At 74.2% G+C, this 12,592-nt stretch carries 11 protein-coding genes; 5 read left to right on the top strand and 6 right to left on the bottom strand.

All coding sequences use genetic code 11. The features are described 5' to 3' along the window. Positions 1 to 147 precede the first annotated feature (147 nt). The 3 genes from D1J60_RS20045 to D1J60_RS20055 all read left to right on the top strand — a co-directional run bounded on the left by D1J60_RS20045 (position 148) and on the right by D1J60_RS20055 (position 4,195). Positions 148 to 951 carry a VOC family protein gene (locus tag D1J60_RS20045; RefSeq protein WP_125822027.1) on the top strand — a complete coding sequence of 268 codons (804 nt, stop codon included), beginning with the start codon at positions 148 to 150 and terminating at the stop codon, positions 949 to 951. Positions 952 to 1,148: 197 nt separating this feature from the next. After that, positions 1,149 to 3,569 (top strand): PQQ-binding-like beta-propeller repeat protein, encoded by a 2,421-nt coding sequence (locus D1J60_RS20050; protein ID WP_206436543.1) that lies wholly within the window; start codon positions 1,149 to 1,151, stop codon positions 3,567 to 3,569. A 131-nt stretch (positions 3,570 to 3,700) separates the two neighbouring features. Further along, entirely contained in the window at positions 3,701 to 4,195 is a 495-nt protein-coding gene (locus D1J60_RS20055; RefSeq protein WP_125822029.1) for a peptidylprolyl isomerase, read from the top strand. 84 nt (positions 4,196 to 4,279) lie between these two features. Here the strand turns inward: D1J60_RS20055 and D1J60_RS20060 are convergent, their stop codons facing one another. From D1J60_RS20060 to D1J60_RS20075, 4 genes are all read right to left on the bottom strand, one after another. Beyond that, positions 4,280 to 4,720, bottom strand: coding sequence for an SRPBCC domain-containing protein (locus D1J60_RS20060; protein ID WP_125822030.1), 441 nt, complete (start codon positions 4,718 to 4,720; stop codon positions 4,280 to 4,282). 221 nt (positions 4,721 to 4,941) lie between these two features. After that, positions 4,942 to 5,718 carry an enoyl-CoA hydratase/isomerase family protein gene (locus D1J60_RS20065; RefSeq protein ID WP_125822031.1) on the bottom strand — a complete coding sequence of 259 codons (777 nt, stop codon included), beginning with the start codon at positions 5,716 to 5,718 and terminating at the stop codon, positions 4,942 to 4,944. After that, the gene (locus D1J60_RS20070; RefSeq protein ID WP_125822032.1) at positions 5,715 to 6,176 is read right to left on the bottom strand and encodes an OB-fold domain-containing protein; all 462 of its coding nucleotides are present in this window, start codon (positions 6,174 to 6,176) and stop codon (positions 5,715 to 5,717) included. Before D1J60_RS20070 ends, D1J60_RS20065 begins: the two co-directional genes overlap by 4 nt. A gap of 11 nt (positions 6,177 to 6,187) precedes the next feature. Beyond that, entirely contained in the window at positions 6,188 to 7,339 is a 1,152-nt protein-coding gene (locus D1J60_RS20075) for a lipid-transfer protein (RefSeq protein WP_125603476.1), read from the bottom strand. A gap of 93 nt (positions 7,340 to 7,432) precedes the next feature. Between D1J60_RS20075 and D1J60_RS20085 the strand changes: the two genes are divergently transcribed. After that, entirely contained in the window at positions 7,433 to 9,220 is a 1,788-nt protein-coding gene (locus tag D1J60_RS20085) for a FadD3 family acyl-CoA ligase (RefSeq protein WP_241253332.1), read from the top strand. Between the two features lie 157 nt (positions 9,221 to 9,377). Continuing rightward, positions 9,378 to 11,276 (top strand): sialidase family protein, encoded by a 1,899-nt coding sequence (locus D1J60_RS20090; protein WP_164720930.1) that lies wholly within the window; start codon positions 9,378 to 9,380, stop codon positions 11,274 to 11,276. Here the strand turns inward: D1J60_RS20090 and D1J60_RS20095 are convergent, their stop codons facing one another. Both D1J60_RS20095 and D1J60_RS20100 read right to left on the bottom strand, forming a co-directional pair. Then, entirely contained in the window at positions 11,277 to 12,002 is a 726-nt protein-coding gene (locus D1J60_RS20095; RefSeq protein WP_125822035.1) for a class I SAM-dependent methyltransferase, read from the bottom strand. A gap of 248 nt (positions 12,003 to 12,250) precedes the next feature. Then, positions 12,251 to 12,451 (bottom strand): hypothetical protein, encoded by a 201-nt coding sequence (locus D1J60_RS20100; RefSeq protein WP_125822036.1) that lies wholly within the window; start codon positions 12,449 to 12,451, stop codon positions 12,251 to 12,253. Positions 12,452 to 12,592: the final 141 nt, after the last annotated feature.

Raw genomic sequence — 12,592 nt, forward strand, 5'->3', positions numbered from 1 at the left:
TTCACGGGCATGAAACGCCCGCTGTCCGGACAAGCCCCCCAAGCTACCCAACCGCCCCCGCCCGGCCCCACCCCGCACCACCGGCCGCCCCCACCACCGGCCGCCCCGCACCACCCGCACCACCCGCGCGACGGAAGGAACCGCCCCATGGCCGCAGCCGCATTCGCGGAAGGCTCGCCCTGCTGGGTCGACGCCTCCCTCCCGGACGTCGAGGCGGGCAAGCGCTTCTACGGGGAGCTTTTCGGGTGGACCTTCTCCGATCCCGCCGGTGCCGAGTACGGCGGCTACACCCAGGCCTACAGCCGGGGCCGCAACGTCGCCGCCCTCGCCCCCAAACCGGACGGCCGCATGCCCACCGTCTGGGGCGTGTACCTGTACACCTCCGACGCCTACGCCTGCGCGGCCCGCATCCGCGCCGCCGGCGGCCAGATGGTGATGGACCCGCAGCCCGTGGGCCCGTACGGCACCGCCGCGATGGCCGCCGACCCGGGAGGGGCCGTCTTCGGCCTGTGGCAGCCCGGCACCCACCACGGGTTCGAGGCGCAGGACGAGCCGTACACGTACTGCTGGGCGGAGGTCTACACGCGCGCTCGCGACGCCGTCGACGTCTTCTACGCCAACGTCTTCGGCTACGTCCCCCAGGACCAGGACGACTCCGGGACCGGCGTCGAGTACCGCGTCTGGTCCCCGCCCGGCAGGCCGCCCGGCCCCGACACGGCCGTCCTCGGCCGCAGCCTGATCACCGACGCCTTCCCGGAGATCATGCCGGCGCACTTCCTGGTCTACTTCGCCGTCCCCGACTGCGACCGCGCCGTCGCCACCGTGCAGCGGCTCGGGGGGCGCGTCACGGCCGACCCGTTCGACACGCCGTACGGGCGGATCGCGGTCGTCGCGGACAACCAGGGGGCGGTCTTCGCCCTGCTGTCGGAACCGTCACCGCAGCCGTCGTAGGAACCGTCGCCGCGACCGTCACCCCAGCCGTCGTGGACCTCTGGCCGCAGCCGCGTCCCCACGCACACCCCGTAGCGGGGCCGGACCAGGCGCGGGCCTGACAGAATCGGGTCCGTACCGGTGCGCGTGCCCTAGGCGGCCGCGTACGGGTGGAAGCGGGTCCGGCAGGGGCCCGTACGGGGAGGTAGTGGAGGCGAGTGGTGGAGCAGCTGACGCAGCACGACCCGAGACGGATCGGCCCCTTCGAGGTGCTGGGACGGCTCGGCGCCGGCGGCATGGGGCTGGTCTATCTCGCACGTTCGGCGTCCGGACGCCGGGTCGCGATCAAGACGGTGCGCACGGAACTGGCCGAGGACCAGCTGTTCCGGGTGCGGTTCACGCGCGAGGTGGAGGCGGCGCGCGCCGTGTCCGGCTTCTACACGGCGGCCGTCGTCGACGCGGACCCGCGCGCGGCGGTGCCGTGGCTGGCGACGGCGTACGTGCCGGCGCCCTCGCTGGAGGAGATCGTCAACGAGTGCGGGCCCATGCCCGCCCAGGCCGTGCGGTGGCTCGCGGCCGGCATCGCCGAGGCCCTGCAGTCCATCCACGGCGCGGGGCTGGTGCACCGCGACCTGAAGCCGTCCAACGTGCTGGTCGTCGAGGACGGCCCCCGCGTGATCGACTTCGGCATCGCGAGCGGCGTGTCCAACACCCGCCTGACGATGACGAACGTCGCGGTCGGCACCCCGGCGTACATGTCGCCGGAGCAGGCGAAGGACTCGCGCAGCGTCAAGGGCGCCAGCGACGTGTTCTCGCTCGGCTCCACCCTCGTCTTCGCCGCGACCGGGCACCCGCCGTACCACGGGGCGAACCCGGTCGAGACGGTGTTCATGCTGCTGCGGGAGGGCCCCAACCTGGAGGGCCTGCCGGACGAGCTGCGCCCGCTGATCGACTCCTGCATGCAGATGGACGCCACGCAGCGTCCGACCCCCGCCGACCTCCAGGCGCAGCTGGCCCCGCACCTGTTCGACGGCGGTGACGACAGCGGGACGGCCTCGGCGTGGCTGCCGGAGCGGGCCGTCGCGCTGATCGAGTCCCGCCGCGCGGGCAACCGTACGGGGACCACCCCGGCCCCCGTGGCCTCCCGGGCGCCCGCCCCCGGGCCGTCCACGCACCGCCGGCCGGCGCGCGGGACGGCCGACCCGTTCGTGGACCCGCGTACCGGGCAGGCCGTGCCGCCGCGCCCGGACCGGCCGCCGCTGACCCCGCCGCCGGTGCGGGGGCCCGCGCCGGTGCCGGTGTCGTCGATGCCCGGCATGCCCGTACGGCTGGGCGGTTCGCCGGTGCCGATCGGGCCCGGGCCGCGGGCGACGGCCTCCGCCCCGGCGGGGCACGCCGCGGCGGACTCGGCGACCGGCTGGGTGCGCCCGCCGGCCGGTACCCCGGCGTCGGCGGTGACGCCGGCGGCGACCCCGTCCGTGCCGGCTCCGGGGCCGTCGCCGGACAGCGGGCGCTGGCGGCCGTGGCGGTTCCGCATGTCCAACGAGGTGTGGGGTACCCCGACCGTGGCCGGGGACCTCCTCTACGTCACCTCCTTCGAGGTGCACGCCCTGGACGTCGGCAGCGGCCGGCGCCAGTTCAAGACGCGGGACGTGGCCTGGTCGATGGCGGTCGCCGACGGCCGCATCCACGCCTCCGACGGGCCGTCCCTGTTCGCCCTGGACGCGAAGGACGGCTCCGAGCGGTGGCGGCTGAACGCCGACGCCTGGGTGTACGCGCTGCGCGCCGAGCGGGGCACGGTCATCACGGCCACCCGCGGCGGCGGCGTGCAGGGCTGGGAGGCGTCGAACGGGCAGAAGCTGTGGGAGCTGAGCGGCGCCCAGTCCGACTTCGAGACCCCGGAGGCGGCGCCCGTCCTGCACGAGGGCACCGTGTACGTGTGGCAGGACGCCCGGCTGCGCGCGCTGGACGCCCGCTCCGGGCAGGAGGCCTGGTCGTACCCGGTGGGTGACGCGGCCTCCTGCGGCAACGTCCCGGTCCGCGTCACGCCCGCGCCCGACGGCAACGTGTACGTCGCCGCCGGCACCCGCGTGCTGTCCGTGGACCGGGCCTCGGGCCGGGTCCGCTGGCATTTCGAGGCCCCGGCGGTCTTCCTGGCCCCGCCCGCCTTCGCCCCCGGCCCGGCGGTCACGGGCGGCGGGGTCTACCTCGCGGACTACCTGGGCACCGTCTACGCCCTGGACGCGGCCACCGGCAAGGACCGCTGGCGCATCGCCACCGAGCCGCGCCCCGCGTCGGACCCGGTGCTCGTCGCGAACGGCAGCGTCCACCTGGGCGCGGGCAGCGCCCTGTACACGCTGGACGCGGTGACCGGCACGCCGAAGTGGCGGTTCGCGGCGGGCGGGGAGATCACCGGCCCGCCGGTGGTCGCGGACGGCCGCGTCCACTTCGGCTCCGCCGACCACTGCCTGTACACGCTGGACGCGGCGGGCGGCCAGCTCCGCTGGAAGCTGGCGACGGGCGGGGAGATCACCGGAGCCCCGGTGGCGGAGGCGGGCGTGGTGTACGCGTGCAGCAAGGACCGCTGCGTCTACGCCCTCGACGCCGCGAAGGGCACGGGCACCCGTACGAGTGCCTGAGCCACCGGGCCTCTGACCTGCTACGCGGCAGGCCCCCGCCGTCCTCGGCGGGGGCCTTCGCGACGCGCCGGGGGCCCGGTCGGCGGCCCCGCCGGAGTGCGGTTGGCACCGGGAGTGACAGGATGGGACCCATGAGCAACGTATTCTTCGACATCACCATCAACGGCGAGCCCGCCGGCCGCATCGTCTTCAGCCTGTTCGACAAGGTCGTCCCGAAGACGGCCGAGAACTTCCGCCAGCTGGCCACCGGCCAGAACGGCTACGGCTACGCCGGCTCCGGCTTCCACCGCGTCATCCCGCAGTTCATGCTCCAGGGCGGTGACTTCACCAACCACAACGGCACCGGTGGCAAGAGCATCTACGGCGCGAAGTTCGAGGACGAGAACTTCGACCTGAAGCACGACCGCCCGTACCTGCTGTCGATGGCGAACGCCGGCCGCAACACCAACGGCTCGCAGTTCTTCATCACCACCGTCGTCACCTCGTGGCTCGACGGCAAGCACGTCGTCTTCGGCGAGGTCGTCGAGGGCCAGGACGTCGTCGACAAGATCGAGTCCCTGGGCTCGCAGTCCGGCGCCCCGAAGGCCAAGGTCGAGATCGCCGCTTCCGGCACCGTCGAGGCCTGATTCAGGACTCCGCAGCACGTGCCGGTCGGCCCCGCCCCCCTCTCCGGGGAGCGGGGCCGCCGCCGTTTCCACGCGCCAGGTGCGTCAGGTGGCGCGGGCCGATTCCACGCGGGCGCGCAGGGCGTCGTTCATCGCGGTGAGGTCGCGCGCGGTCCCGTCGAGCATCCTGCCGAGGAAGGGGACCAGGACGCCGCGGAAGCGCTCCCCGTGCTGCAGCCGCGTGGTGCGGTTCGGTCCCTCGGACAGGCGCAGGTAGTGCTCGCCGTCGAAGAGGCCGCGGACGAGGAAGTGCCCGAGCCAGCGCAGTTCGCTGCCCGGGGTGGCGATCAGGACGGTGGGCCGGAAGGTCGTGGGCTTCCCGGACTGCGGGTACATCGTCAGGGTGAGCCGCTCCCCGGGGACCGCTTCACCGGCGGCCTCGCGGATGAACGGGTTCCAGGTGCAGTAGCGGGGGAGGTCGGTGAGGACCGCCCAGACCTCTTCGGGGGTCGCGTCGATGGTGATCTCGGTGGAGATGGTGCGCACTGTGCCGTGCTCCTCTTGGGTGGTTCGCTGCCACCGAAGGGACGCGGGGTGGTGCGGTCCGCCGCCGGGTTCGGTGCTCGGGATGCAACCACGGTTTGCGGTCGCGCAGCACGGCCCGGCGGGCGTCTTCGCTGGTGGCGGAGAGATCGGAGGAGCGCGTTCCGGGTGTCGGGTGGTGAATGCCGACACGTCGGGCGGCGCCGGACCGCCCGTGACCCGGCTCAGCGCAGCCGGAACCGCGTCCCCGGCGCGCGGGACGCGAACAGGTCCGCCTGCCGGTCCGGCGGGAGGTTCCCCAGGGCGATCAGCGCCGGCGCCTGGTCCAGGGCCTGCTGCAGCGCGGCCCGCTTCGCCGACCACAGGGCCCGCACGGTGCCCTGGACCGCCTCCGTCGGGAACCCGGCCAGCGTCCGCGCCGACCGCAGCGCCGCCTCCAGCAGCTCCCCGGGCTCCGCCAGCTCCGACACCAGCCCGATCTCGTACGCCCGCCGCGCGGAGAGCCGTTCGGACGTCCCCATCAGGGACATCCGGGCCGCCTCCCCGAACGGCATCCGCTGCGCCATGTACACGGCCTCGTAGGCGCTGACCATCCCGTACGAGGTGTGCGGGTCGAAGTACGTCGCGGCGGTCGACGAGACGATGAACTCGGCCTCGCCCAGCAGGTAGAACGCCCCGCCGCAGGCCATGCCGTTGACGGCGGCGACCACCGGCTTCCACAGGTCGTTGGCCTTCGGGCCGATCGCGATCAGCGGGTCGTCCGCCGAGTACGGGGACTGCGGCTGCGGCACCTCGGCCGACCGGTCGATCCCCGTACAGAACGCGGCGGTGCCCGCGCCCGTCAGCACCACCGCCCGCACGTCCCCGTCGAAGCGCAGCTCCCGCCACACCCCGGCCAGGGCGGCGGCGGTCTCCAGGTCGACCGCGTTGTGCCGGCGCTCCCGGTCCAGGGTGACGACGGCGACCCCGACGGCCTCGTCCCGCTCCACGCGCAGCGTCATGCCTTCTCCAGGACCCAGCGCGGCACGCTCATCCCGCCGACCTCGGTGAACACGGCCTGCACCCGGGCGCCGATGCGCAGCCGCGCCGGGTCGACGGAGTTCAGCGTGGCGTCGGCGGAGGTGACCAGGTTCCCGGCGAGCCGGATCTGCGGGGCGTCGGCCAGCTCGACGAGGATGACGTTGTACGGGGCCTGCGCGGCGTACGCGGGCAGCAGCGGCGGGTGCGGCCGGACCCAGGACCAGATCCGGCCCCGGCCGCTCGTCCGGCGCCACTCGCTGTCGAAGGACTGGCAGTGCGGGCAGCAGGGGCGGGGCGGGAAGCGCAGCCTGCCGCAGGCGGTGCAGGCCTGGACGCGGAGTTCGCCCCGGGCCGCGTACTCCCAGAAGGGGGCGCCGTCCTCGTCGGGCACGGGCAGCAGCAGGGATTCCCCTGCGGTGGTCTCTTCGGCGGTGGTCATCGGTCGGCTCCTCACGCGCGCAGCAGGATCGCGGACGTCGGGACGCCCTCGCCCGCCGTCACCAGGCAGGTGGCGGCGTCCGGCACCTGGGCGGTGGAGGTGCCGCGCAGCTGCTTGACGCCCTCGTTGATCAGGTTGAACCCGTGGACGTACGCCTCGCTCAGCCCGCCGCCGCCGGTGTTGATCGGCAGCCGGCCGCCGAGTTCCAGCGCCCCGCCCTCGGTGAAGGCGGCGCCCTCGCCGCGCCCGCAGAAGCCGTAGCCCTCCAGGGAGAGCGGGATGAGGGGGGTGAAGGCGTCGTAGATCTGGGCGACGTCCACGTCGGACGGGCCGAAGTCGGCCTGTTTCCACAGGTGGCGGGCGGCGGTCCAGGCGGGGCCGGACAGCGGGTCGTCGTTCCAGTAGTTGACCATCCCGTGGTGCTGGGCGGGCAGCCCCTGGGCGGCCGAGTGCACGTAGACGGGCTTCTGGCGGCAGTCCCGGGCACGCTCGGCGGAGACGATCACGCAGGCGAGGGCGCCGTCCGTCTCCAGGCAGTTGTCGAAGAGGCAGAGCGGTTCGCTGATCATGCGGGAGCTCATGTACATCTCGCGGGTCAGCGGGCGCTCGTACATCATCGCGGCCGGGTTCTCGTTGGCCCGGTTGCGGCAGGCCATCGCGACGTTGAAGAGGTGGTCGCGGGTGGCCCCGTACTCGTGCATGTAGCGGCGGGCCAGCATGCCGATCTCGTCGGCGGGGCGCAGCAGTCCGAAGGGGCGGGTCCACTGGCCGGGGGTGGGCAGCTGAACGGCGGTGTTCTTCCAGGGCCTGGGGCCGGAGCCGCGTTTGCGGGAGCGCCAGGCGACGCCGACGGTGGCCTGGCCGGTGGCTATGGCGGCGGCGAGGTGGCCGACGGTGGCGCAGGAACCGCCGCCCCCGTAGCCGACCTTGGAGAAGAAGGTGACGTCGCCGGCGCCGATGGCCTTGGCCACCTCGACCTCGTCGGTCTCCTCCATGGTGTAGGAGGCGAAGGCGTCGACCTCGGAGGGTGCGATGCCCGCGTCGGCGAGGGCCGCGAGGATCGCCCGGCAGGCCAGTTCCTTCTCGCTCGACGGCAGCCGTTTGGCAAAGGCGGTCTGGCCGATGCCGACGATTGCCGTAGCGTCCTTGAGCGTTGCCGCCATCGCCACCTCCGGGTGCGCCAGTACTGACAGCCGCGAAGGCTACAGCTAATCTGACGGATAGTCAGCTACTGGGTTCCAGGGAGGGGCGGGCGGATGTACGAGGGCGCGGGCGCGGACGGCACCGACAGGAACCCCGACAGGGACGTCGAAGGGCACAGGGGAACGGACACCACCGGCCCGCAAACAGCCCCGACGGACACCCGGGACACCCGGGCGGACACCCGGGACACCCGGGCGGACACCCGGGACACCCCGGCCGGCACCCCCGTCGACGTCCCCGACCCGCGCGGTGACCTGCGCTGGCGCACCGTCGCCGCCCTCGTGCGCGACGCCGCCGAGCGCTACGGCGACCGCGAGGCCGTCGCCGACGGCCGTACCCGCATCAGCTACGCGGAACTCGGCGCCCGCGTCGAACGGGCCGCCGCCGCCTGCCTCGCCGCCGGCACCGAACCGGGCGACCGGGTCGCCGTCTGGGCGCCCAACACCCTCGAATGGATCGTCTCCGCCCTCGGCGCCGTCACCGCCGGAGCCGTCCTCGTCCCCCTCAACACCCGCTTCAAGGGCACCGAGGCCGCCTACGTCCTCGCCCGCAGCCGCGCCCGCCTGCTCTTCGTCACCGGTACCTTCCTCGGCACCTCCTACGTCGCCTCCCTGCGCCGCGCCGCGGCCGAAGGCACCGGCACCGGCCCGCTCCCCGGCCTGCCCCACCTCGACCAGGTCGTCGTCCTCGCCGACGACGCCCCCGAGGCCTTCCGCACCTGGAAGGACTTCCTCGCCGGCGGCGACGCGGTACCCGCCGCCGCCGTCCGCGAACGCGCCGACGCGATACGCCCCGACACGCCCTCCGACATCATCTTCACCTCCGGCACCACCGGCAGCCCCAAGGGCGCCGTCATCACCCACGCCCAGACCCTGCGCTGCTACGCCGTCTGGAGCGAACTCGCCGGACTGCGCGAGGGCGACCGCTACCTCATCGTGAACCCCTTCTTCCACACCTTCGGCTACAAGGCCGGGATCATCGCCTGCCTGATGCGCGGCGCCACGATGGTCCCCCAGCCCGTCTTCAACGTCGACACCGTCCTCGCCAACATCGCGGCCGAGCGGATCTCCGTACTCCCCGGCCCGCCCACGCTCCACCAGTCCCTCCTCGACCACCCGCAGCGCGACCACCACGACCTGTCCGCCCTCCGCCTGGTCGTCACCGGCGCCGCCGTCGTCCCCCTCCAGCTCGTCGAACGGCTCCGCGCCGAACTCCGCATCGCCACCGTCCTCACCGCGTACGGGCTCTCCGAGGCCGGCGGCGTCGTCACCATGTGCCGCCGCGACGACCCCGCCGAGACCGTCGCCGCCACCTCCGGCCGCGCCATCCCCGACACCGAGGTCCGCGTCACCGGCCCCGACGGCACCACACTCCCCGCCGGCACGGCCGGCGAGGTCCTCGTCCGCGGCCACCACGTCATGCGCGGCTACTTCGAGGACCCCGAGGGCACCGCCGCCGCCATCACCCCCGACGGCTGGCTGCGCACCGGCGACGTCGGCGTCCTCGACACGGCGGGCAACCTGCGCATCACCGACCGGATCAAGGACATGTTCATCGTCGGCGGCTTCAACGCCTACCCCGCCGAGATCGAGCAACTCCTCGGCCTCCACCCCGACATCGCCGACGTCGCCGTCGTCGGCGTCCCCGACCCCCGGCTCGGCGAGGTCGGCAAGGCGTACGCGGTCCGCCGCCCCGGCTCCACCCTCACCGCCGACGACCTGATCGCCTGGTCACGGCGGGAGATGGCCAACTACAAGGTCCCGCGCCAGGTCGAGTTCGTGACCGCCCTGCCGCGCAACGCCAGCGGCAAGGTCCTCAAGACGCAACTCCGCGGACGCTGACACCGCGCCGCTGCCACCCACACCGCGCCGCCGACACCGCATGGCGTGCCGGGGCCCGCCCCCGCGGGGGCGTTAGCCTGCACGGGTGAGGTCAAACCAGTCAGGTGTCCGATTCCGTCTGCCGTGGCGGCCCCGCCGGCCCCCGCGCAGAGCGGCCGTGGCCTGGGCCGCCACCGCCGCACTGGGCCTGGGCGCCGCCGGCTGGCTCACCCTCGCCCCGTCACCGACCGGCCCCGCCGGCCGCGACGGCGGCGGAACCGCGAAGGCGAAGAAGGCGACCGGCCTCACCGCCGCCGTCTCCGCGCCCTTCAGCGCCTTCACCGAGGGGTACGACTGCTACCGCATCCCCACCCTCGTCACCACCAAGGACGGCACCCTCCTCGCCCTCGCCGAAGCCCGCACCGCCAGCTGCAACGACATCGGCGACATCGACATCGTCCTCAAGCGCTCCACCGACGAGGGCCGCACCTGGGGCCCCCTGCAGGTCATCCGCGGCGCCGGCGACCCCGGCGCCTACGGCAACCCCGTCCCCGTCGTCGACTCCGCCTCCGGACGCGTCACCCTGCTCCACGCCTACAGCACCTGGACCCCCGACGCCGACGGCAACCGCGTCCGCGGCCCCCGCGAACTGCGCCTGGCCCACAGCACCGACGACGGCGCGAGCTGGACCACCGACCCCGCCCCGCAGCCCCAGCTCAAGGGCGCCGACTGGGCCTGGGTCTCCGTCGGACCCGGCCACGGCATCCAGCTCACCCCCACCCGCCCCGACCGCCCCGGCCGGCTCGTCGTCAGCGCCGACTACCGCACCGAGTCCGGCGAATCCGGCGCCCAGCTCCTCTACAGCGACGACGGCGGCCTCACCTGGAAGCCCGGAGCCCGCTGGGGCGCACCCGAGGGCACCCCCGCCCCCAACGAACCCGCCCTCACCCAGCTGCCCGACGGCCGGATCTACGTCAACGCCCGCTCCACCGCCACCTGCGGCACCCCCGACCACCGCGTCGCCGCGATCGTCGAGGACGCCGCCGCACCCGCCGTCCCCGAGCCCGGCTTCCGCCCCGTCACCGACCTCCCGGCCCCGCCCGCCGCCGGATCCGTGCTCCAGCTGCCCGGCGGCCCGCTGCTGCTGTCCGCGCCCAGCCGGCCCGGCGCCGAGTTCTCCGACCGCTGGACCCTGGCCGTGCGCACCTCCAAGGACGAGGGCCGCACCTGGTCCAAGGACGGCGCCGTCGTCCTGCGCGAGCGCGCCGGCTACTCCGACATGGCCGTCCTGCCCGGCGGCCGCGTCGGCCTGCTCTACGAGACCGCCAACGGAACCCCGCACGGCTACGTCAAGTTCACCGCCTTCGGCCCCCACGAGCTCCAGACCGCCGCCGAGGACCTCACCCCGCGCCGCACCACCGACGCCGGCCCGTTCCACCACCACGCCGTCGTCCACGGCACCCCCCGGCTCGGCAACCGCCCCGACGGCGGCAAGGCCATGCGCTTCGACGGCAAGGACGACTTCCTGCGCCTGATCGACTGCCCGGACCAGCTCCGCATCGGCGACGGCGACTTCGCCGTCACCACCTGGGTCAAGTACAAGACCCGCGGCCAGGACCGGGACAGCGGCCTGCGCCAGCCCCTGTTCTGGGCCTACGGCCAGGGCCCGGCCGCCAGACAGCTCCGCATCGAGGCCGACCCCGCCACCGGCCGCCTCGAAGCCACCGTCAACGCCGGCACCGGCCCCGCCACCCTCACCGCCGCCACCCGCACCGACGACGACGCCTGGCACCACGTCGTCCTCCAGCGCAGGGGCACCCGCCTGGAACTCTCCGTCGACGGCGCCCCGCCCGCCACCACCGCACTCACCCCGGACCGGATGGACTTCCGGCCCACCGGAGCCTTCACCGTCCACCTCGGCACGCAGCCCGACTACAAGGCCTTCTACGCGGGCGCCCTGGACGACGTACGCGTCTACGGCCGCGCCCTGTCCGCCAACGACGCCGCCCGCCTGCGCGCCGGCAACGACCTCACCGACCAGCTGCGGGTGCACCTGCCCTTCGACCGGCTCTGGTGATCACCCCGGCTTGCGGGCCAGCAGCAGCCGCCAGCGGGGAGTGCCGTCCTCCCGGTACCCGAAGTGCTCCAGCGGCACCGTCTCCACCCGGAACCCCACCGCCTCCAGATCGGCGCGGACCGGCCCGAACGGGAACGTGCGGTAGTACATGACGAACGGCGGCCGCCACACCGCGTTGCGGACGCGCATCGCCGCGTCGAAGCCCGCCACCGCCCACCACAGCGGGGACGTCAGCGGGATCGGGGCGCCGACCGGGAAGGCGAACACCCCGCCCGGCCGCAGGGCCCGGTGGACCTCCGCGAACAGGGCCGGACGCTCCGACGGCAGGAAGTGCCCGAAGGCGCCGAAGCTCACCGCCAGGTCGTACGCCTCCCCGAGCGCGTCCGGCAGCGCCAGCGCGTCGGCCCGTACGAGGTCCACGCCCTCGGGGTGCGCCCGCGCGGCCTGTGCCAGCATGCCCGAGCTGAGGTCCACCCCCGTCACCCGGTCCCGGCACAGCCGGCGCAGCATCCCCAGGCCCGCACCCGTACCGCAGCACACGTCCAGCCCCGACCCGAAGGACCCCTCCCACGCCGCGAGGGTCTCCTCCACGGCGTCGAGCATCCGGTCCGGGGTCCGGAACGGGGTCCGGTCGAACTTCGGCGCGAGCAGGTCGTAGCCGTGCTCCACGGACGAGAGGGCCTGGACGGCCAGTTCGCGCAGGCTGGGTCCCTGAGAAGTGAACACGGTCACACCCTACGGCGTACCGGACGCGCGAAGGCGGCGGCCGCGGTGGTCCCCCTCCGGCCACCGCGACCGCCGCGCTCGTTTCCCCCGTGCGGACGGTCCCGGATTCCCCCGAATCCCCCGTGGGCCGTCCGTCCTCGCGTTCTTCCCCCGTACGCCCCCGAGCGGCTCCCCCGTACGTCCCCCGTACGACCGCTCAAGGCCCCCCGTACGCGCGTCCCCCCGTACGCCGTGCCCTGCTCCCGGTGTTACGGGCGCGGGCCGGACGCGTGGTTGTCCAGCGAGACGATCTCCTCGCCGGACGCGTGGTTGTCGTCCGGAGTCTCGCCGGGCTTCACCACGGGAGGCTCCACCGGAAGCTCCCGCGGGTCGATCTCGACACCCGACGCATGGTTGTCGAACGGTCTGATGTCTCCGTCGAGCGGCAGGCTGTTCTCGTTCGTCGTCATCTCGGCTCTCCTGATCATGAGTCGGGCCCGTGGTGGGTCGGGCCCGTTCGGCGGTTCCCCCGTGGACCGCCGAACGGGTAGTCCTCCAACCGGCCCGGTAGTCCCCCGAAGCGCCGGGTCGATGTACCTATCGTGGCGCGC

The sequence above is a fragment of the Streptomyces sp. W1SF4 genome, assembly GCF_003950035.1.
Taxonomy (GTDB): Bacteria; Actinomycetota; Actinomycetes; order Streptomycetales; family Streptomycetaceae; genus Streptomyces; species Streptomyces racemochromogenes.

Bases quoted from the DNA above. Each gene is read 5' to 3' on its own strand.
- D1J60_RS20070 (WP_125822032.1), bottom strand. From the start codon at position 6,176: ATGACCACCGCCGAAGAGACCACCGCAGGGGAATCCCTGCTGCTGCCC.
- D1J60_RS20055 (WP_125822029.1), top strand. From the start codon at position 3,701: ATGAGCAACGTATTCTTCGACATCACCATCAACGGCGAGCCCGCCGGC.
- D1J60_RS20045 (WP_125822027.1), top strand. From the start codon at position 148: ATGGCCGCAGCCGCATTCGCGGAAGGCTCGCCCTGCTGGGTCGACGCC.
- D1J60_RS20085 (WP_241253332.1), top strand. From the start codon at position 7,433: ATGTACGAGGGCGCGGGCGCGGACGGCACCGACAGGAACCCCGACAGG.
- D1J60_RS20100 (WP_125822036.1), bottom strand. From the start codon at position 12,451: ATGACGACGAACGAGAACAGCCTGCCGCTCGACGGAGACATCAGACCG.
- D1J60_RS20075 (WP_125603476.1), bottom strand. From the start codon at position 7,339: ATGGCGGCAACGCTCAAGGACGCTACGGCAATCGTCGGCATCGGCCAG.
- D1J60_RS20065 (WP_125822031.1), bottom strand. From the start codon at position 5,718: ATGACGCTGCGCGTGGAGCGGGACGAGGCCGTCGGGGTCGCCGTCGTC.